A 20,588-nucleotide genomic window follows, 5' to 3' on the forward strand; every position below is an offset into this window, starting at 1 on the left:
GGTTAATCGTGATTAACATCTTACGAGTTAGTCGTCATTAACTCAACTGAAATGGGTTCAGCGATGGCACATCGCGACGCGCACGTCGCCCTGGTGGGCGAGTTGCGCACCAAACTGGCCGAGGCTGCACTCGGCGGCCCCGAGAAGTCCCGCGACCGGCACGTCAGCCGCGGAAAGCTACTGCCCCGGGACCGGGTCGACGGCCTACTCGACACCGGCAGTCCGTTCCTGGACATCGCGCCGCTGGCCGCCGACGGGATGTACGACGGTGACTGCCCGGGCGCGGGCATGATCGCCGGCATCGGGCGGGTATCGGGCCGCGAATGCATGATCGTGGCCAATGACGCCACCGTGAAAGGCGGCACCTACTACCCGATCACGGTCAAGAAACATCTACGCGCACAAGAGATCGCCGCGCAGAACCGGCTGCCGTGCATCTACCTGGTGGATTCCGGCGGCGCCTTCCTACCCCGCCAGGACGAGGTGTTCCCCGACCGTGAACACTTCGGCCGGATCTTCTTCAATCAGGCCACCATGAGCGCGCAGGGCATCCCGCAGATCGCCGCGGTGCTCGGGTCGTGCACCGCCGGTGGCGCCTACGTGCCGGCCATGAGCGACGAAGCCGTCATCGTGCGCAACCAAGGCACCATCTTCCTGGGTGGGCCGCCGTTGGTGAAGGCCGCCACCGGTGAGATCGTCACCGCCGAGGAACTCGGCGGCGGCGACCTGCACTCCAAGACCTCCGGTGTGACAGACCATTTGGCGCACGACGACCGCGACGCGCTGCGCATCGTGCGGCGCATCGTCTCCACCCTCGGCCCGCGTCAGGACCCGCCATGGCGGGTCGTCCCGGCCGTCGATGCGGTGGCCGACCAGACCGAGCTCTACGACGTGGTGCCGGTGGACGCGCGAGTGCCCTACGACGTGCACGAGGTGATCACTCGCATCGTCGATGGTGGTGAATTCGCCGAATTCAAAGCAGAATACGGCACCACCCTGGTCACCGGCTTTGCCCGCATCCACGGCCACCCGGTCGGGATCATCGCCAACAACGGGGTGCTGTTCGGCGAATCCGCAGTCAAGGGCGCACATTTCATCGAACTGTGCGACAAGCGCAACACCCCGCTGCTGTTCCTGCAGAACATCTCCGGATTCATGGTGGGCCGCGACTACGAGGCCGGTGGCATCGCCAAACACGGCGCCAAGATGGTGACCGCGGTGGCGTGCGCACGGGTACCCAAGCTGACCGTCGTCATCGGTGGCTCCTACGGCGCGGGCAATTACTCGATGTGTGGACGTGCCTATTCGCCCCGCTTCCTGTGGATGTGGCCGAACGCGCGGATCTCGGTGATGGGTGGTGAACAGGCCGCCTCGGTGCTGGCCACCGTGCGCGGTGACATGACGCCGGAGGAAGAGGAGGCGTTCAAGGCGCCGATTCGTGCCCAGTACGAGGATCAGGGCAACCCCTACTACTCCACCGCGCGGCTCTGGGATGACGGGGTCATCGACCCCGCCGATACCAGAACTGTTGTCGGTCTTGCACTTTCGGTTGTCGCACAGGCTCCGCTGGAGCCGGTGTCCTACGGCGTCTTCAGGATGTGAGGCACATGTTCAGCACAGTCCTCGTTGCCAACCGCGGCGAGATCGCGGTGCGGGTCATCCGTTCGCTGCGCGCCATGGGGATCCGCTCGGTGGCGGTGTACAGCGACGCCGACGCCGGCGCCCGGCACGTGACCGAGGCGGACGTCGCCGTGCGCATCGGCCCGGCCGCCGCCCGGCAGAGCTATCTCGACATCGACGCGATCGTGGCGGCGGCCACCCGCACGGGTGCCCAAGCCGTGCACCCCGGGTACGGATTCCTGGCAGAGAACGCCGATTTCGCCGCGGCACTGCATGCCGCCGGCATCGTGTTCATCGGGCCGCCGGTCGGGGCGATCCGCACCATGGGCGACAAGATCGCGGCCAAGGCGGCGGTCTCGGCCTTCGGGGTGCCGGTCGTCCCGGGAATCTCTCGGCCCGGCCTCACCGACGACGACCTGATCTCCGGAGCCCCCGACGTGGGTTTCCCCGTCCTGGTCAAACCGTCCGCCGGCGGCGGTGGCAAGGGCATGCGGGTGGTGCACTCGGCGGGCGAACTCGGCGCCGCCCTGGTGTCGGCCCGCCGCGAGGCGGCCTCTGCCTTCGGGGACGACACCTTGTTCCTGGAGCGGTTTGTGTTGCGGCCCCGCCACATCGAGGTCCAGGTGCTCGCCGATGGACACGGCAACGTCATCCACCTGGGCGAGCGGGAATGCAGCCTGCAGCGTCGCCATCAGAAGGTCATCGAGGAGGCGCCGTCGCCGCTGCTGGACGCGGCCACCCGGGCCCGCATCGGCGAGGCCGCCTGCAACACCGCCCGCAGCGTCGACTACACCGGAGCAGGCACCGTCGAGTTCATCGTGTCCGCCGACAAGCCCGACGAGTTCTTCTTCATGGAGATGAACACCCGGCTGCAGGTGGAACACCCGGTCACCGAACTGGTCACCGGCGTGGATCTGGTTGAGCAGCAGGTGCTCATCGCCGCGGGGGAGAAGCTGCCGCTGGACCAAGATGACGTGACCCTGACCGGGCACGCCATCGAAGCCCGGGTGTACGCCGAGGACCCGGCCAACGGCTTCCTGCCCACCGGCGGAACAGTATTCGACGTCGTCGAGCCCGCCGGCGCCCGCGTCGATTCGGGCATCTATGCGGGCACCGTCGTCGGCAGTGACTACGACCCCATGCTCGCCAAGGTGATCGCCCACGCCGACGACCGGGCCGGCGCGTTGCGCGGTCTGGATCAGGCGCTGGCCCAGACCGCCGTGTTGGGAGTCACCACCAATATCGACTTCCTGCGATTCCTGCTCGCCGACCCGGACGTGGTTGCCGGAGCGCTCGACACCGGCCTGCTGGACCGCCGCCTGCCCGACTATGCGCTGTCGCCGGCCCAAGACGAGGTCCTGATCGCCGCGGCCGCCCACCAGTGGCTCCGGCACTGGGCAGACGCCGATGACAACCTGTGGTCGGTGCCATCGGGATGGCGCACCGGCACGCGGGCGCCCAGTGTCTTCCGGCTGCGCGCCGGGGAGCGGGTCGACCATGTGCGGATCACCGGCACCCCCGGCGCGGCCACCGCCGTCGTCGACGAGGGCAGCACCTATGCGGTGACAGTGCGGGGCACGGGCCGCAACCTCACCGTCACCGTGGACGGGTTGCGCACCGAATACGTCGTCGCCGCCGACGGTTCGGCGCTCTGGCTGGCCGGGCCGGCCGGTACCGCGGTGGTGCACGAGGTGCGCGAAGCCCCGGTACGCCCCGAGGACGAACACAGCGGGGATGCCGAACTACTCAGCCCCATGCCGGGTTCGGTGGTCGCCGTGGGCGTCACCGACGGCAGCAACGTCGAATCCGGCGCCGTGGTGGTGACGGTGGAGGCCATGAAGATGGAACACGCACTGTCGGCGCCGGTCGACGGCGTGGTCGAACTTCTCGTCGCCGTCGGCGACCAGGTCAAGGTGGGCCAGCCGCTGGCCCGAATCATCGCCGCTGATAAGGAGATTCACGCATGACCGATTTTCTGTCCACGGGCGCGTTGCCCGACGACTATGCCCAGCTGGCCAAGACGGTCCGTGACTTCGCCCAGAGCGTCGTCGCACCGGTCGCCGCCAAACACGACGAGGAACATTCCTTCCCGTACGAAGTGGTCGCCGGGATGGCGGACATGGGCCTGTTCGGCCTGCCGTTCCCCGAGGAGTACGGCGGCATGGGCGGGGATTACTTCGCGCTGTGCCTGGCGCTGGAGGAACTCGGCAAGGTGGACCAGAGCGTCGCGATCACCCTGGAGGCCGGGGTGTCCCTCGGGGCGATGCCGGTGTACCGCTTCGGCAATGAGGCCCAGAAGCAGGAGTGGCTGCCGCTGCTGGCCAGCGGCAAGGCGCTCGGCGCATTCGGATTGACCGAAGCGGGCGGCGGCAGCGACGCCGGTGCGACCAAGACCACGGCGAAGTTGGACGGCGACACCTGGGTGATCAACGGGTCCAAGCAGTTCATCACCAACTCCGGCACCGATATCACCAAGCTGGTCACGGTCACCGCGGTGACCGGGGAGGGCCCCGACGGCAAGAAGGAGATCTCGTCGATCCTGGTGCCGGTGCCGACGAAGGGATTCACCGCCGAGCCGGCTTACAACAAGGTCGGCTGGAATGCCTCCGACACCCACCCGCTGAGTTTCGACGATGTCCGGGTGCCCGCCGAGAACCTGCTCGGTGACCGTGGCCGTGGGTACGCCGGCTTCCTGCGCATCCTCGACGAGGGCCGCATCGCGATCGCCGCACTGTCGGTCGGCGCCGCGCAGGGCTGCGTCGACGAATGCGTCAAGTACGCCAAGGAGCGGGAAGCGTTCGGCGCCAAGATCGGCACCTACCAGGCCATCGCCTTCAAGATCGCCCGGATGGAGGCCCGCGCGCACGCCGCCCGCACCGCCTATTACGACGCCGCCGCACTCATGTTGTCCGGCAAGCCTTTCAAGAAGGCCGCATGTGTGGCCAAGCTGGTCTCCAGCGAAGCCGCGATGGACAACGCCCGCGACGCCACCCAGATCTTCGGCGGCTACGGCTTCATGAACGAGTACCCGGTGGCCCGGCACTACCGGGACAGCAAGATCCTCGAAATCGGTGAGGGGACAACGGAAGTGCAGCTGATGCTGATCGCACGGGAGGCGGGGCTGTGACGGAGTACAAGCGCGTCGTCGAGCAGCGTGGGCTGTGGTACGAGGAATTCGAGCCGGAGGTGCTGTATCTGCACCGGCCGGGCCGCACCATCACCGAGGCCGACAACGTGCTGTTCACCACGTTGACCATGAACACCCAGGCGCTGCACCTGGACGCGGCGTTCGCCGACGCGCTGCCCCCGTTCAACCAGCGGCTGGTGAATTCGATGTTCACGCTGTCCACGCTGGTCGGGTTGTCGGTTGCCCAGCTCACCCAGGGCACCATCGTCGGCAATCTCGGATTCTCCGATATCGCCTTCCCCAAGCCGCTGTTCCACGGTGACACCCTGTACGCGGAGTCCGAGGTGGTGGACAAGCGCGAGTCCAAGAGCCGACCCGGCGAAGGCATCGTGACGTTCGCCCACACCGGCCGCAATCAGCACGGCGATATCGTGGCCACCGCGTCACGCAAGACCATGGTGCGCAAGAAACCTCAGGAGAACTGATGGCCCTCGACCTGACCGGCCCAGGCTGGCTGTTCTGCCCGGCCGACCGTCCCGAACGTTTCGAAAAGGCGGCCGCCGCAGCCGACATCGTCATTCTCGATCTCGAAGACGGGGTGGCCGCCCACGACCGGGAGACGGCGCGGCAGGCGCTGATCGACACCCCGCTGGACCCCGCCCGCACCGTGGTGCGGGTCAACCCGTCGGACACCGCGGACCATGAGCTCGACCTGCAGGCCCTGGCGCGCACCGAGTACACCACCGTGATGCTGGCCAAGACCGAGCAGCCCGACCAGGTGCGTGCACTCGCGCCGCGCGACGTCGTCGTCCTGATCGAGACCCCGCTGGCCGCCCTCCGCGTCGTCGACCTGGTGCAGCCTGACAACGCGCTCGCGGTGATGTGGGGTGCCGAGGATCTGTTCGCCGTACTCGGGGGCACCGCGAACCGGTGGCCGGATGGCAGCTACCGAGACGTCGCCCGGCACGTCCGGTCACAAACCCTGCTGGCCGCCAAGGCCTATGGGCGGATGGCGCTGGATTCGGTGTACCTGGACATCAAGAACCTCGACGGCCTGCGCGCGGAAGCCGACGACGCCGTCGCCGTCGGCTTCGATGCCAAGGTCGCCATCCATCCCACCCAGGTCGCGGTGATCCGCTCGGCGTACGCGCCGACCGACAACGAGGTCCAGTGGGCGCGGGCCGTTCTCGACGAAGCCGCCAGGCAGCGCGGGGTGTTCCAATACGAAGGTCTGATGGTTGACGCGCCGGTGTTGCGGCGCGCGGAGCGCATCGTGGCCCTCGCGCCACGCTGATCGGCTGCGTACCGTCGGGTGCGTGGTGGGGGAGTGGGGCGCTGCCGGCCGGGCGGCCGTCGTCGTCGCAATTGTGCTGACCGGGAGTGCCTGCGACGGGCAGAAAGCCGAGCCCAGCCAAGGTCCGACCACGTTTTCCGCGCGACCCACCGAGGCTGCGGTGTGTCGGCCGGACCAGCTGACGTCCTGCATACCCGGATTGGCCGCTGCCGGCGGCGGTGTTTTTCATAGCGTCGGCGTCTTCGCGGCCAGCTCGGAGTTCGAGTTCATGTTGCCGCCTGCGGCAACGGATTCCGCACCCGAGGACTGCCGCGGTCTACCGGTATTCGGGGCCGAAGACGGATCGGCGTTGGACGCGGAGTACCGCTTCATCGACGATGGATACGGGACGGCCACCGGCGTACCGCTGCGGGATCCCGTTGTGGTTCGGGTTGCCGCGGCGATGGACGGTGAGGTGATCGAGCACGATATGCGCGCGTGGGCCGACCAGCGTCCGATGTGGAGTGTCGTGCCGACGACGAATACCGCCGGGACCGCAGATTGGATGATCGCCACATCGGCCGAGGCGCTCGCGCGCTACCAGGCCGGCGACACCGCCCGGGACTGGACGTCGATCACTCACATGTCGGCCCGCGTGCTACCCAATGGAGTGATCACCCAGGCCTGGTACCGCACCGAAGATCCGTCGGTGTCGGCACGCCACCAGCTGTTGACTGGAATCGTCGACGCAGTGGGACGACCACCACCGCGTGCGGCGCAGCCGCCGAGGCCGGCGGATTGGAGTCCGGCCCAATTGTCGACTCTGCTTCCGGCGCTGGAGTTGGACAGCGCCATCTCCACCGTCGCACACGATCCCGGCGGCCCCTCCTGGACGCTCTGTGAGCCGGGTGACCGTGGGAGCAGCGGCGCCGTAGCGAGTTGGCACAGCTTTGACCGATCCAGGTGGGACGAAGGCAACAAGCCGCTGCGGCCGTTCGTCGCCATCCACCGTGCCGGCCCCGGCGTCGATTACCTGGCCGATCTGCGGCGCGACCTAGCGAGCTGTGTTGCGCGCCTATCCGAGAAGCCGGCACTGTGCGCCAACCGCGACTCGAACCAATCGTTGCAGACGGACTCGGCGGTGATCGAGGGCGAAGACACCGTGCGCTTCACGTATCGGTGGACCGGCGTCGCCGAAATCCGTGGCGCGCCCGCGTGCAGTGCCGGCATCGAGGCGGTTCGGGCCACTCAGATCGGGGATCTGGTGGTCATCAGCAGTGCCGGCACGGGTGGGCCCTTCTTCAAAGGGGAGGCGGCGCTGCCACTGGAGATGCTCGACGCCTTGCAGGCCGAGACCGTTCATCGGGTGAAGGCCGCCTGAATCTGCGACACGCAGCCCACTCGTGACCAGCTATCGCCGTGGCCGCAGCCGATTCGGGCGCATACTGGAAAGTGCCCCAGTACTGCGACGGGCGGAACGGATCGTCGCGCTAGCGCCACACCCAGGCAACTAGCCGGCACCCCCACACCAGGGGGATCGGGCCGACCGTCACCGTGCTGAGCACCTCGCGGACTGACGGCCGAACATGCCGTCACCTGAAGGAGGCGGTATGGCTGAGGTTTTCGAGCCCGTGCGGCTGGTGGCTGCCGACGGCTCACCCACTTCCGAGACGCGTTACCGGCGTGACCTACCGCCCGAAACGCTGGGTTGGCTCTACGAATTGATGGTGCTGACGCGCGAACTCGACACCGAGTTCGTCAACCTGCAGCGCCAGGGCGAGCTGGCCCTCTACGCGTCGTGTCGGGGCCAGGAGGCTGCCCAGGTGGGCGCCGTGGCGTGTCTGCGCAAGACCGATTGGTTGTTCCCGCAGTACCGCGAGTTGGGTGCGTTCCTGGTCCGTGGCATCGCCCCGGCGCAGATGGGGGCGGTGTGGCGCGGATCCTGGCACGGCGGTCTGTCGTTCACCGACAAATGCTGCGCGCCGATCTCCATCCAGATCGGCACCCACGGGTTGCATGCCGTCGGCGCGGCGATGGCCGCCCAGCGGCTCGGTGAGAATTCGGTGACCGTCGCGTTCATGGGTGACGGCGCCACCTCCGAAGGCGACGCCCACGAAGCCCTGAATCTGGCCGCGGTGTTCGCGGTGCCCACGGTGTTCTTCATCCAGAACAACCAGTTCGCCATCTCCACCCCGGTCAGCCGACAGCACGCGGCAACGTCGTTGGCGCACCGAGCCGCCGGGTACGGCATGCCGGCGGTGCAGGTCGACGGTAACGACGTGCTGGCCTGTTACGCGGTGATGGCCGAGGCCGCGCAGCGCGCCCGCGATGGCGGTGGACCGACGTTCATCGAGGCGGTCACCTACCGGATGGGTCCGCACACCACCTCCGATGACCCCGGCCGGTACCGCGCCGACGCCGACGTCGAAATCTGGGCGGCACGCGATCCTCTCACCCGATACACCACGTACCTGCGGTCGGCCGGGATCCTCACCGATCGCCTGGCCGAGCGGGTGGTGACCAAGGCCGCGCGGATGCGCACCGACCTGCGCGACGCGTTGGTCGGCGCGCCCGATCCCGACATCGCCGAGGTGTTCGACGCCGTCTATCACGACATCACCCCCGAGCTGGCCCGCCAACGCGACGAGCTGCTCGTCGAACTGGGGAAGGAGTCCTGATGACCCAGATCATTGAGCGGGCGGCCTGGCACGGCGACGATCTGCCGGAGCCACGGACGTCGTTGCTGACCATGACCATGGCGCAGGCGATCAACCAGGGCCTGCACGACGCGATGGCCGCCGACGAACGGGTGCTGGTCTTCGGCGAGGACGTCGCCCGCCTGGGCGGGGTGTTCCGGGTGACCGACGGGCTGGCCGAAACCTACGGTCCACAAAGGTGTTTCGACACCCCACTGGCCGAGTCGGCGATCATCGGAATTGCGGTGGGGATGGCGGTACGCGGCTTCGTCCCGGTGCCGGAAATCCAGTTCGACGGCTTCTCCGCACCCGCATTCGACCAGATGGTCAGCCACCTGGCCAAGTACCGGACGCGCACCCACGGTGATATCGACATGCCGGTCACCGTGCGGATCCCGTCCTTCGGGGGTATCGGTGCGGTGGAACACCATTCGGAGTCCACCGAAAGTTACTGGTTGCACACCGCGGGTCTGAAGGTGGTGGTGCCGTCGACTCCCGAGGACGCGTATTGGCTACTGCGCCAGTCGATCACCTGCCGCGACCCGGTGATCTACCTGGAGCCCAAACGGCGGTACTGGACCAGGGGCACCGTCGACACCGAGATCCCGGCGCTGCCGTTCGGCCGCGCGGCGGTGCGCCGGCACGGCACGGACATCACCGTACTCACCTACGGCGGGCTGGTCGACACGGCCGCCAAGGCCGCCGAGATCGCCGCGGACCAGGGCACCAGCGTCGAAGTCGTCGACCTGCGCACCCTGAATCCGCTGGATTTCGAGACCATTGCGGAGTCGGTGCGGCACACCGGGCGGTGCGTGGTGATGCATGAGGGTCCGCGCACCTTGGGCTTCGGGGCCGAACTGGCGGCCCGGATCTCCGAGGAGCTGTTCTACGACCTGGAGGCACCCGTGTTGCGAGCCACCGGATTCGACACCCCCTACCCGCCCGCCCGGCTGGAAAAGCTGTGGCTGCCCGGCGTGGATCGACTGCTGGACTGCATCGAGAAAGCGATGACCCAGTGAACGATCCGCAGATGTTCGAGTTCCGGGTACCCGACCTCGGCGAAGGCCTCGAGGAGGCCACCATCACCGGTTGGTCGGTTGCCGTCGGGGACTCGGTCGAGCTGAACCAGGTGCTGTGCACGCTGGAGACCAACAAAGCCGAGGTCGAAATCCCCAGCCCGTATGGGGGTCGGATCGCCGAACTCGGCGGCGACGTCGGGCAGACACTTCCGGTCGGTGCGGTGCTGGTACGGATCGCCGCAAGTTCAGTCCTGGGCGAGCGGAGCGACGGGGGAGTATCCGGCGGCGAGCGGAGCGACGGGGGAGTATCCGGCGGCGAGCGAAGCGATGGGGCATCACCTGCGGTGCTGGTCGGTTACGGCGCCGATGACCGGATGGACGGGTCCCGCCGCACGCGGGCCAAGCCGTCCACTCGGAAACTGGCCCGGGACACCGGGGTGGACCTGACCGCGGTGGCACCGACCGGGGCGGACGGCATCGTCACCCGCGAGGACGTGCTGGCCGCATCGGCCACCGCGGACATGACGGCGCTCAGTGGCGTGCACGCCGAAATGGCCAAGAGAATGGTGTTGTCGCGCAGTAGAATTCCGGATGCTCATGCCACCGTCGTGGTGGACGGGACGGCCTTGCTACGGCTTGCCGGGCGGCTGCAGATCACGCCGTTCGTGCTGACGCTGCGCCTGCTGACGCTGGCACTGCTGCATCACCCACTGCTGAACTCGACCTGGGTGGACACCGTCGAAGGCCCTCGGATACACAAGCATTCGTCGGTGCATCTGGGTGTCGGGGTGGCCACCCCGCGTGGCTTGCTGGTGCCGGTGGTCGTCGATGCGCAGTCGCGCACCACGCGGTCGCTTGCCGCCGAGGTGGTCCGCCTGGTCGACGGGGCGCGCGGCGGCGGCCTGCGTCCGGCCGAGTTGATGGGTTCGACATTCACGGTGTCGAACTTCGGTGCGCTCGGCCTGGACGAAGGTGTCCCGGTGATCAATTATCCGGAGGCCGCGATCCTGGGCGTGGGTTCGCTGAAGCAGCGGGCCGTGGTGGTCGACGAAGCCGTGCTCGCGTGCCCGACCATGTCGCTGACGTGTGCGTTCGACCATCGGATCGCCGACGGTGCTCAGGTGGCCGAATTCCTCTGTGAGCTCAGGGATCTGATCGAGACGCCGGAACTGGCGCTGCTGGATGCGTGACTAGCGGTTCTTCGCGGCGGCGAGCCTGCTCTGGAACTCCGGTGACTCGATCGAGCGTGCCTGCGGTGTGATCTCGATGTCGACCGCCAATGCGTGTTGCTCGTTGTCGAGAAAGCCGGGGTTCGCGGTGGCGCGCATCGACTTCTTGGTGGCCAGCACCACCTCGCGCGGTGCGCCGGCCGGCCCGGCCGCGAGTTGGCGGGCAGCCGCCACCGGGTCGTCGGCCACCTCGAGGGCCAGACCGAACCGGACCGCGTCCTGGGCATCGAAGCGTTTGCCGAAAAGCAATGCGGCACGGGCAACTTGGGGTCCGACGCCGCGTTGCAACATCCAGGTGGCGCCGCCGCCGGGATGGATCCCGAGCTTCTGGAAGCGCGGGTCGAACAGTGCCGCGGGTCCGGCGATGCGCACATCTGCGGCGAGCGCCAGGTTGAGGCCGGCGCCGACGGCTGCGCCGTTGACGGCGGCGATCGTGGGCAGCGCACAGTTGGCGACCGCGAGGAAACCGTCGTAGATCACCCGGAGCCCGTCTTCGGCGGCCGCACCCAACGCGGTCAGGTCCGCGCCCGCGCAGAAGGCCTTGCCTGCACCGGTCACGATCACCGCGTGCACGCCGGGGTCAGCCTCGGCGGCATCGATGGCGGAGCGCAGGGCACGCGAGATGTCGGCGGTCACCGCGTTGCGACGGTCGGGGTCGTTGACGGTGATGGTGGCGACGCGGTCGGTGACGTCGATGAGCACGAGATCGGACATGGGCTCAGGCTACGACCGGGGGTGGCCGGTGGCCTCAACCCGGGGCGAGTAGTCGCTGCCAGGTGTTCCCCGGCTCTGTCACAGCCGCGGCTCGCCTTCGTATCGGATCGATAACCGTCGAATCTGTCGAACACGGAAATTACACAGCTGGGACTTACCTTCACTCTGACTCGGGCGTCAATAAGCACTTGGGGAGAACATGCGTAGTAAGTCGAATCGGCTGGCCGTCAGCATCGTCGCGACGGTCGCGTTGTGCACACCTGCGGTCGCGCTCAGCGCGACGGCGGATGCGCAACCGGTGTTCAAGACGAGTCCAGGTGTGCCCTGTGTCGGCATGGTGCAGCAGGCCGCCGCCACCCCTCCTGATGCCGGCCATGCGATGACCGGTCTGGCGGCGCCGTTCACCGGTGCCGGTACCCCGCCGGTCGTCATCCCGCCGGCTGGTGCTGCCAACGGTGTGGCCGGCGCGGTTCCGGTCGCCGGTGCTGCAGGTGGCGGCGCGGGTGCCGCCGGTGGTGGTGCTGCCGGTGCTGGTGCGCCGGTGGTGATCCCGCCGGCTGGTGCTGCCAACGGTGTGGCCGGCGCGGTTCCGGTGGCCGGTGCTGCAGGTGGCGGCGCGGGCGGAGCAGGTGGTGCCGGCGCCCCGGTCGGTCTTGCCGCGGGTGCGCCCGCGGCTGGTGGAGCTCCGATTGCCGCGGCGGCGCCGCTGGCCGAAGGTACCGGTCTCCCTGCCGGCGCGCCGATCGCCGATGCGGCCGGATTTCCGGCGGGGGCCGTGAGCCCTGCCGGCGGCGCGGGCGCGTTCGGTGGCGCCGAAGGTGGCGGTGACGCGGCGGCCGGTGCGCTCAACGGTGAGGTGTTGCAGGCGGCAGCGATCGCCGGTGGCCCGGTCGGCGCTCCAGTCGCCGACGCAGCCGGGGTGGCCGGCGCTCCGATCGCCGACGCTGCGGCGGTGGCGCCCGCCGCGGGTGCGGCCGGCGCGCCCGTTGCCGAGGCGATGGTGCCCGCGGCGGTGGGTGGTGAAGCAGTCGCGCCGGCCGCGGCGGTGATCGGTGGCGAAGGCGCCGGCGGTGCGGCGGGTGGTGGCGGTGCGGCCGCGCCGGCGGCCGTGGTCGGTGCAGGAGAAGGCGGGGGCGGTGGTGGCGCAGTTGGTGCAGGCGGTGCCGGAGGTGGCGCAGCTGGTGCCGGCGGCGGTGCTGCGGGGGGTGGTGGTGGCGCGGTCGAGGGTGCAGCGGTACCCGCTGCCGCGGTCGTCGAAGGCGGTGGCGGTGGCGGTGGCGGTGCGGCAGGTGGCGGTGTAGCCGGTGGTGGTGCGACCGGTGGCGGATCCGTGGGTGCCGTCACGGTGCCCGCCGAGGTGGCGGTGGTGGTACCTCCCGTCGAGGTCGCCGCCCCGCCGGTGGAGATTTCGGCGCCTCCGGTTGAAGTGGCAGCGCCGGCTGTGCAGGTTGGCGGCGGCGCGCCAGGAGCTGCGGCCGCCGCCGTTCCGGCGGCCATTGCCGCGGCGGTGCCCGGTGCCGTTGCCGGCGGTGTCGCGGGTGGTGCTGCGGGCGCTGCCGGAGGTGCTGTTGCAGGAGGCGCTGCGGGAGCGGGCACGGGAGCCGCGATTGCGGCTGCGCCGCTGGCTGCTGCAGCTGCCGGAGCTACGGGTGCGGGTGTACCGGCCGTCGCGGTGGGTGGCGAGAGTGTCGCTGCGCCGGCGGTCGTTGCTGCGCCGATCGAAGCCGCGGCGGGTGTTCCGGCCGTGGGTGGTGGCGGTGCTGCCGGTGGTGCCGGCGGTGGCGGAGCAGCCGGCGGTGCGGGCGCTGGTGGTGCGGGCGCTGGTGGTGCCGGTGCGGGTGGCGAAGCGGCGGCCGCCGGCGGTGCTGGTGCGGGTGGCGGTGCGGGTGCCGGTGGGGCCGGCGGCGGAGCTGGTGGTGAAGGTGCCGGTGCTGCGGGTGCCGGCGGCGGAGCGGGTGGAGGTGCCGCGGGTGGTGGTGCCGGCGCAGGAGGTGCGGGCGGTGGCGGTGCAGGCGGTGCAGGCGGCGGCGCACCGGTAGCGGCGGCCGCGGGTGCGCCCGCCGGCGCGGGCGCACCGATCGTGGGCGACATGCCGGCCGGGGCCGCAGCTCCCGCTGACGCGGGTGCACCGGTGATGCTGGACTCTGGCCTGGTCGGTCCGCTCATGGCGACAACGGGACTCAATTCGGCCACCGTGTCCGAGGCCGCCGTCGGCGCGCCCGGTGCGGGCGCCGGCGCTCCGGCGGCCGGTGTGATCGATGCGGCCGCCGCGGCAGTCGGCCCCGCGGGGCCGGCCGTAGGCGCCGTGCAAGATGCCGCGGCGATCGCCATCCCCGGCGGCGCCGGTGCACCGGCAGCTGCGGTGGGCGGTGGCGAAGCGGCAGTGCCCGCGGCGGCCATCGTCGGCGGTGAAGGTGGTGCCGGTGGCGGCGGCGGCGCGGCAGGTGGTGGTGCCGGAGGAGACGGTGCGGCTGCAGGTGGTGCCGGCGGTGGCGGTGGTGCCGGAGCGGGTGGCGGCGGCGCTGCCGGTGGTGCCGGAGCCGGTGCCGCGGGTGCCGGCGGTGGTGGCGGTGGTGCCGGAGCCGGCGGTGCGGGTGGAGCGGGTGCGGGCGGTGGAGCCGCCGGTGGTGGTGGCGGCGCGGGTGCCGGTGGTGGTGGCGCGGGTGCGGTAGGTGCCGGTGGTGGCGGCGGAGGCGCATCCGGTGGACTGAGTACGGGCGCGGTGGGCCCCCTGATGGCCAGCACCGGTGCCTTGGGAGCGGTGCAGACCGTGACCGCCCCAGCGGTCAGCGCCGGCGGGGCCGGCGGTGCGGCTCCGGCCGGTGTGCTGGCCGCGCTGCCGGGTGCCATGGTCGCCGGGGCGGTACCCGGTGCGATCGCGGGTGCGGTGCCCGGAGCGGTCGCCGGCGCGATTCCCGGTGCGATCGCGGGTGCGGTGCCCGGTCTGCTCATGGCGCCGATGGCTGGCGCCGCCGGGTTGATGGCCGATCTGGTGCCGCAGCCGTCGCTGGCCCCGCCGACCGGAACCGGGGGCCTGACCGGATTTCTGCCGACACCTCAGCTGACCATGCCCGCGCTCAGCGGACTGGGAGTTCCGATTCCGACTCAGGTCTCGATGCCGACCGACATGGTCTGCGAAGGGCTCGGATGGTCGGCCTCCACGCCGGGGACGACGGGCACGACGGGTCTGAGCATCATGCCCGACGCGGCCGGCGCGATCCGGCACGACCGCTGGTGAGTTCGGGTCAGCAGTTGGTCCAGCGCAGCAGGTAGCGGTAGTACAACCCACGCCGCACCGATGCGCCGGGCAGCACCTGTGCTGCGGTACGCCGGATCTCGCTCAAGGATTCGCGGGGCTCGGCGACCACCACACCGATGTCGCGGGTCTCGCTGTGCACGAGCCCCGCGATCCGCACGACGGGAACCACCATCGCTGAGAACACCCAGTCCGCCACCGAGTGATTGGCGGCCACTCCCACCACGGCAAGGGTGCCGTGTGGCTGAACGAGACTGCGTGCCTTGGTCAGCGATGCGTGCAGATCCATGTGGTGCAGACTGGCCACGAAGGTGACGACGTCGAACCGCTGCCCGCCGGGATCGAAGGTCTCGAACGACGACTCTGCCACCGTCACGTTCGGGAGATGCCCGACACGCGCCACGGCACGGCGCACCGCCGCGGCGTCAGGATCGATGGCCGTCACCGTCCGGGACACCGGCGCCAGTCGCTGCGCCAGCAGCCCTTCACCGCAACCGACGTCGAGCACGTCCCCGGCGCGTTCGGCGGCGATCCGCACCAGCCGGTGGTGATACGCGGCGTTGTGATTCCAGTAGCCGTGCTCAGGCACGGGCCCGCCGATCCGGGGGCACCGCGGCCAGCAACGCGCGGGTGTACTCATGCTCGGGGCGGGCGAAAAGATCCACGGCCGGCCGGTATTCGACCATCTCGCCGGCGCGCAGCACCAACACATCGTGGCTCAGTCGCTCGATGACCGCCAGGTCGTGACCGATGAACAGGTAGGTCAATCCCAGATCGCGCTGCAGCCCGAGCAGCAGGTCCAGCACGGTGGCCTGCACCGACACATCCAGCGATGCGGTGGCCTCATCCAGGATCAGCAACTCGGGTTGCACCGCCAGCGCCCGGGCGATATTCACCCGCTGACGCTGCCCGCCGGACAGCTCGTGCGGGTAACGGGAAGCGAACGACGCCGACAGTCCGACGGAATCGAGTAACTCGGCGACGCGGGCGGCCCGCTCCTTGCGGTCGGCGGCCGGCCGGTGCACGACGAGCGGCTCGGCGATCGAAACCCCGACCGGCATACGCGGATCCAGCGATACGAACGGGTCTTGCAGCACCAGGCTGATCCGTCGCCGCAGGGCCTTCTGCCTGCGGCCGCGCACGTGCAGCACGTCGGTGCCGTCCAGCAACGCGCTGCCCGAGTCAGGGCTGATCTGTCCGGTGAGTGCGGCGGCGACGGTGGATTTCCCCGAACCCGACTCACCCACCAGTCCGAGGGTGCTGCCACGGCGGATGCCGAAGGACAGATTCTTCACCGCGTGCACCACCGATCGGCCCGCCGGGGTGGTCACCGCGAATCGGACGTCGAGGCCGTCGACCTGCAGCAGCGGCTCCGCCGCCGTGGGTGCCGGAGGCGGCCCACTGCCGTCCAATACCGGACGGGCACTGAGCAATTCGCGGGTGTACGCCGCGCCGGGGTGATCGAAAATCCCGTCGACGGTGGCCTGTTCGACCACCGATCCGTCGCGCAGCACCGTGACCGTGTCGGCCACCTCGCCGATCACCCCGAGGTCATGGCTGATCCACACCACCGCGGTCCCGAAATCGCGCTGCAATTCTCGGATCAGCGTGATGATCTGCGCCTGCGTGGTGACATCCAGGGCGGTGGTGGGCTCGTCGGCGATCAGCAGTGCCGGGTCGCAGGCCAGCGCGATCGCGACCATCACCCGTTGACGTTGCCCACCGGAGAGTTGATGCGGGTAGCTGTGCAGCCGGTTCTCGGGTTCGGGCAATCCCACGGCTTCGAGGAGTTCCAGTGCCCGCCCGCGGGCCTGCCTGCGGGTCTGGTGTTTGTGGGTCTCCAGCGATTCGGTGATCTGCCTCTCGATGGTCAGCAGCGGGTTCAGCGAGGTTCCGGGGTCCTGGAACACGAAGCCGATCCGGCCGCCGTGCACCTGGCGCAGTGTCTTGGCCGAGGCGCCGATGAGTTCCTGTTGTCCGGCAAGGACACTGGAGCCGCTGACCACCGCCCCCGGCGCATCCAGCAGGCCGGTGGCAGCCAGCGCCGTCATCGACTTGCCCGAGCCGGATTCACCGACGATGCCCAGGGTCTGCTCACGCTCGACATTCATGGACACTCGGCGCACGATCTCCTTGCGGCCGATCCGGACGGCCAGATCTTCGACCGCGAGCACGGGTTCGGTCATCGGCGCACCCGCGACTCGATCATGGTGCGCTGCTTGGGATCCAGCACGTCCCGCAGACCGTCCCCGAGCAGATTGCAGGCCAGCACGATGACGAAGATGGCGGCCCCGGGGAACACCGCCATCCACCATGCCAGCGTCACGAAGCCCTGCGAGTCGAAGATCATCCGGCCCAGCGAGGGTTGCGGTGGTTGCAGTCCCAGACCGAGAAAGGACAGGGCGGCCTCGGACAGGATGGCGAAGGCCAGCGACAGCGACGTCTGCACGATGAGCGGACCGGTGATGTTGGGCAGAATGTGCCGGGCCAGGATGTAACCGGAGCCGGTGCCAATGGTGCGCGACACCGCCACATACGGCTCCACCCGGACCGACAACGTGCTCGCGCGCGCCACCCGCGCGAAGATCGGCGTGTAGACGATGCCGATCGCCAAAATCGTTGTGGTGAGACCAGGCCCGAGGATGGCGACGATCGCCAGCGCTAGCAGCAGCACCGGAAACGCGAACATCACGTCGACGACGCGCATCACCACGGTGTCCGGCCAGCCGCCGCGATAGCCGGCGAGCACGCCCAGCGTGACCCCGACGACGGCCGCGAACGCCACGCTGATGACAGCCACCTCCATCGACGCCTGCACCGCGACCAGGACCCTGGACAACACGTCCCGGCCCAATTCGTCGGTGCCCAGCCAATGCGCGGCACTCGGCGGGCGCAACGCCTGCGGGACGTCGACGTCGTTGACCCCGTAGGGCGTGAGCCAGGAGGCGGTCAGCGCGATCGCGACGACGGCGACCAGGACCAGCGCACTGAGTACGGTGACGGGGTTGCCGGCCAGCAGCCGCCAGGCCCTGATCCGCGCGTCGGGCAGCTGATCGGTCATGACAATCGGATCCTCGGGTCGACGACCGCGTACAGCACGTCGACGAGCAGGTTGACCGCCAGGAACAGCACGGCGATCAGCAGCACCGCGCCCTGGATCACCGGGTAGTCGCGGGCGGCCACCGAGTTGTAGACCAGCCGGCCCAGGCCCGGCCACGCGAACACCACCTCGACTACGATCACACCGCCGAGGATGGTGGCCAACTGGATCCCGGTGATGGTGAGAATCGGGACCAGCGCGTTGCGCACGGTGTGGCGCATCGTCACCGTCCGCGGTGGAAGGCCTTTCGAGCGTGCGGTGCGGACATAAGCCATGCCGGTCACCTCCAGAACGGCCGAGCGGACGTAGCGGGTCATGATCGCCGCGGCCACCAGGCCGACTGTCAGTCCCGGCAGGACGACGTGCCGCAGCCAACCGCCGGGATCCTCGAACAGTGGCCGGTAACCCGAGGTCGGCAACCAGCCCAGCACGGTGGAGAACAGCGAGATGAGCAGGATGCCGAGCCAGAAGTCCGGAATCGAGACACCGAACTGGCTTGTGACGCGGACGATCGCGTCGCTGATCCGCCCTTCGCGCAACGCCGCGTAGATGCCGGCGGGTAATGCGATCAGCAGCGCCAGGACGATGCCGACGAATGCCAGGGACACGGTGGCGGGTAACCGCTCCAGCAGCACTTCGGTGACCGGGTCGCCGTTACGGAAGCTGACGCCGAGGTTTCCGGTGGCGGCATGGCCGAGGTAGCCGGCGAATTGGCGCAGCAGCGGCTGGTCCAGCCCGCTGGCCTGACGAAGCGCCTGGTACGCCTCGGGGGTGTACCGGGTTCCGAGCGCAATCCGGACCGGGTCGCCGGGAACCAGGTGTACCAGGGCGAACACCACGACGAGCACCCCGACCAGGACGACCAGCGAGTAGGCCAGCCGGCGCGCCAGGAACTTCAGCACGGTCACCTGTTCTCACCGCCGAGGTTCAGCACGGCATCGCGGAACCGGATTGCCTTGTCGCGGCGGGCCTCGTATCCGGTGAGGTTCGGCGACCAGGCCTGGATGACCGCCGGGTTGTACAGGTAGAGGTAACTCACCTCGTCGGCGATGAGCGTCGCCGCTTGTGCGTAATCCTGTTGGCGCACACGTTGATCGGTCTGGGTGCGGCCCGCGTCGAGTAGCTTGTCGACGCGTGGGTCGGAGAACTTCTGGGCGTTGTTGGCGCCGCCGGTGTGGTGCTGGGCGTAGTAGAAGTCGTCGGGGTCGATATTGCCGAGCCAGCCCATCATCAGCATGTCGAAGTGCCCGCTGTTCTGTTCGTCGAGCCAGGTGGCGAAGTCGACGGTACGAATGTTGACCGTGATGCCAAGGGGCGCAAGGTTGTCGGCGATCACCTGGGCCGCGGTCACGGTCTGCGGGTACTCGCTGGTGACCAGCAGGTCCATGGACTTCGGCGCCGCCCCCGACTGCCGCAACAACCCCCGGGCCTTGTCGAGGTCCCGCCGGTAGCGGTCGTACGGTACGAACCACGTATTGCCTTCGGGGACGGCCAGCTGATTGGCCTTGGCGGTGCCGTAACTGGTGGCCTGCACGATCGACGGCCGGTCGATGGCGTACCCGATGGCCTGGCGTACCCGCACATCGTTCCACGGCGCGCGGGCCTGGTTCAGCGCCAGGTACCAATAGTCGTTGCTGGGTGTCACCGCCAGCCGCAGCGAGTCGTCATTGCGCAGTTGGGCGACGCGCTGAGCCGGAACGGTGTCGGTCCAATCGATTTCACCGGCTTGCAGCGCCGACAGTGCCGTCGAGGGCTCGCCGATGAACCGGAACGTCACGCCGGGGATCTTCGGGGCGCCGCCCCAGTATCGCGGGTTGGCCCGCAATGTGATCGAGTCACCGCTCTTCTGGCCGACGAAGGCGAACGGCCCGGTGCCGACGGGGTGAGTGGCGATCTGGCCGTCTTCGACGTTGCGCCGCTGCACGATCGCCATCCCTTTGAATCCGCCGAGATTGGTCAGCAGGTTGGGGGTGGGCCGGGCCACCGCGATGCGCACCGTGTGCTCATCGGGGGCACTGACATCGGTGACGGCGCTGAACTTGTCGGCGTTGGCGAGCTTGCCGTCGATGATCCGGCGGTAGGAGTAGACGACGTCGGCGGCCGTCAGCGGGCTGCCGTCGTGGAAGGTCACGCCGGGACGCAGATGAAACGTCCACACCAACTGGTCCGGCGATGTGTCCCAGGACTGCGCAAGGGCCGGGCGCATGGTGAGGTCCGCGCCGGGTTCGACGAGGGTGTCGAAGACGTTTTCGAGCACCTCGAAGGAGAAGTACGCACTCGTCTTCTGGGGATCCAATTGGTCGGGTTCACCGGAGATCGCCGCGATCAGGTTGCCGGCGTCCTGACCCAGATCGACACGCTGACCGGGTGCGCAGGCCGCGGAAGCGAGAACCACGACGGCGGCGAGCGCGGCCGCTACCAGTCGCATATCCATCACTTTCCGGTGAGGCCGGCCCGGCTTGGGCGTTCGGCACAAGATCACCCCCCGTCGTACCCACTTCGGACCGCGTCTACACCTCCCGGGTGATCGGTCCAGGTCAACACGCTGGGGACC

20 protein-coding genes are annotated in these 20,588 nt (G+C 69.2%); 14 read left to right on the forward strand and 6 right to left on the reverse strand.

Translation table 11 applies throughout. The features are described from left to right. Positions 1-51 precede the first annotated feature (51 nt). The 9 genes from ACXPWS_RS09350 (at position 52) to ACXPWS_RS09390 (ending at position 10,925) form a co-directional block, all read left to right on the forward strand. Positions 52-1,602, forward strand: coding sequence for a carboxyl transferase domain-containing protein (locus ACXPWS_RS09350; protein ID WP_458712170.1), 1,551 nt, complete (start codon positions 52-54; stop codon positions 1,600-1,602). 5 nt (positions 1,603-1,607) lie between these two features. Continuing rightward, positions 1,608-3,587: an acetyl/propionyl/methylcrotonyl-CoA carboxylase subunit alpha gene (locus ACXPWS_RS09355; RefSeq protein ID WP_458712171.1), complete on the forward strand. Its 1,980-nt coding sequence runs from the start codon at positions 1,608-1,610 to the stop codon at positions 3,585-3,587. After that, positions 3,584-4,747, forward strand: a complete 1,164-nt coding sequence (locus ACXPWS_RS09360) for an acyl-CoA dehydrogenase family protein (protein ID WP_458712172.1) — start codon at positions 3,584-3,586, stop codon at positions 4,745-4,747. The genes ACXPWS_RS09355 and ACXPWS_RS09360 overlap by 4 nt, the downstream gene beginning before the upstream one ends. Beyond that, a complete protein-coding gene (locus tag ACXPWS_RS09365; protein WP_458712173.1) occupies positions 4,744-5,232 on the forward strand; it encodes a MaoC family dehydratase in 489 nt (162 codons plus the stop codon). The genes ACXPWS_RS09360 and ACXPWS_RS09365 overlap by 4 nt, the downstream gene beginning before the upstream one ends. Next, entirely contained in the window at positions 5,232-6,041 is an 810-nt protein-coding gene (locus ACXPWS_RS09370) for an HpcH/HpaI aldolase/citrate lyase family protein (protein ID WP_458712174.1), read from the forward strand. Before ACXPWS_RS09365 ends, ACXPWS_RS09370 begins: the two co-directional genes overlap by 1 nt. Before the next feature lie 22 nt (positions 6,042-6,063). Next, complete coding sequence (locus ACXPWS_RS09375; RefSeq protein ID WP_458712175.1) at positions 6,064-7,401, forward strand: hypothetical protein; 1,338 nt, start codon at positions 6,064-6,066, stop codon at positions 7,399-7,401. A gap of 229 nt (positions 7,402-7,630) precedes the next feature. After that, on the forward strand, positions 7,631-8,698 hold the full coding sequence (gene pdhA, locus ACXPWS_RS09380) for a pyruvate dehydrogenase (acetyl-transferring) E1 component subunit alpha (protein ID WP_458712176.1): 1,068 nt from the start codon (positions 7,631-7,633) through the stop codon (positions 8,696-8,698). Further along, positions 8,698-9,735, forward strand: coding sequence for an alpha-ketoacid dehydrogenase subunit beta (locus ACXPWS_RS09385; RefSeq protein WP_458712177.1), 1,038 nt, complete (start codon positions 8,698-8,700; stop codon positions 9,733-9,735). Before pdhA ends, ACXPWS_RS09385 begins: the two co-directional genes overlap by 1 nt. An 11-nt stretch (positions 9,736-9,746) precedes the next feature. Further along, complete coding sequence (locus tag ACXPWS_RS09390; RefSeq protein ID WP_458713473.1) at positions 9,747-10,925, forward strand: dihydrolipoamide acetyltransferase family protein; 1,179 nt, start codon at positions 9,747-9,749, stop codon at positions 10,923-10,925. Here ACXPWS_RS09390 and ACXPWS_RS09395 read toward each other — a convergent pair whose 3' ends face one another. Next, positions 10,926-11,678, reverse strand: a complete 753-nt coding sequence (locus ACXPWS_RS09395; RefSeq protein ID WP_458712178.1) for an enoyl-CoA hydratase — start codon at positions 11,676-11,678, stop codon at positions 10,926-10,928. 407 nt (positions 11,679-12,085) lie between these two features. Between ACXPWS_RS09395 and ACXPWS_RS09400 the strand changes: the two genes are divergently transcribed. From ACXPWS_RS09400 to ACXPWS_RS09420, 5 genes are all read left to right on the forward strand, one after another. Continuing rightward, positions 12,086-12,226: a hypothetical protein gene (locus tag ACXPWS_RS09400; RefSeq protein ID WP_458712179.1), complete on the forward strand. Its 141-nt coding sequence runs from the start codon at positions 12,086-12,088 to the stop codon at positions 12,224-12,226. A gap of 504 nt (positions 12,227-12,730) precedes the next feature. Next, positions 12,731-12,979, forward strand: a complete 249-nt coding sequence (locus tag ACXPWS_RS09405) for a hypothetical protein (protein ID WP_458712180.1) — start codon at positions 12,731-12,733, stop codon at positions 12,977-12,979. Between the two features lie 120 nt (positions 12,980-13,099). Continuing rightward, positions 13,100-13,717, forward strand: coding sequence for a hypothetical protein (locus tag ACXPWS_RS09410; RefSeq protein ID WP_458712181.1), 618 nt, complete (start codon positions 13,100-13,102; stop codon positions 13,715-13,717). A gap of 273 nt (positions 13,718-13,990) precedes the next feature. Continuing rightward, positions 13,991-14,350: a hypothetical protein gene (locus tag ACXPWS_RS09415; RefSeq protein ID WP_458712182.1), complete on the forward strand. Its 360-nt coding sequence runs from the start codon at positions 13,991-13,993 to the stop codon at positions 14,348-14,350. 62 nt (positions 14,351-14,412) lie between these two features. Then, positions 14,413-14,916, forward strand: coding sequence for a hypothetical protein (locus tag ACXPWS_RS09420; protein WP_458712183.1), 504 nt, complete (start codon positions 14,413-14,415; stop codon positions 14,914-14,916). Positions 14,917-14,923: 7 nt separating this feature from the next. Here the strand turns inward: ACXPWS_RS09420 and ACXPWS_RS09425 are convergent, their stop codons facing one another. The 5 genes from ACXPWS_RS09425 to ACXPWS_RS09445 are packed head-to-tail and all read right to left on the reverse strand — an operon-like array spanning position 14,924 to position 20,462. Next, positions 14,924-15,523, reverse strand: a complete 600-nt coding sequence (locus tag ACXPWS_RS09425; protein ID WP_458712184.1) for a class I SAM-dependent methyltransferase — start codon at positions 15,521-15,523, stop codon at positions 14,924-14,926. Then, positions 15,516-17,120 (reverse strand): dipeptide ABC transporter ATP-binding protein, encoded by a 1,605-nt coding sequence (locus ACXPWS_RS09430; protein ID WP_458712185.1) that lies wholly within the window; start codon positions 17,118-17,120, stop codon positions 15,516-15,518. The genes ACXPWS_RS09425 and ACXPWS_RS09430 overlap by 8 nt, the downstream gene beginning before the upstream one ends. After that, positions 17,117-17,995 carry an ABC transporter permease gene (locus ACXPWS_RS09435; RefSeq protein ID WP_458712186.1) on the reverse strand — a complete coding sequence of 293 codons (879 nt, stop codon included), beginning with the start codon at positions 17,993-17,995 and terminating at the stop codon, positions 17,117-17,119. Before ACXPWS_RS09435 ends, ACXPWS_RS09430 begins: the two co-directional genes overlap by 4 nt. Next, the gene (locus ACXPWS_RS09440) at positions 17,992-18,942 is read right to left on the reverse strand and encodes an ABC transporter permease (RefSeq protein WP_458712187.1); all 951 of its coding nucleotides are present in this window, start codon (positions 18,940-18,942) and stop codon (positions 17,992-17,994) included. The genes ACXPWS_RS09435 and ACXPWS_RS09440 overlap by 4 nt, the downstream gene beginning before the upstream one ends. Continuing rightward, positions 18,939-20,462 (reverse strand): ABC transporter substrate-binding protein, encoded by a 1,524-nt coding sequence (locus tag ACXPWS_RS09445; protein ID WP_458712188.1) that lies wholly within the window; start codon positions 20,460-20,462, stop codon positions 18,939-18,941. The genes ACXPWS_RS09440 and ACXPWS_RS09445 overlap by 4 nt, the downstream gene beginning before the upstream one ends. Between the last annotated feature and the right edge of the window lie 126 nt (positions 20,463-20,588).

The organism is Mycobacterium sp. BMJ-28, assembly GCF_054404835.1.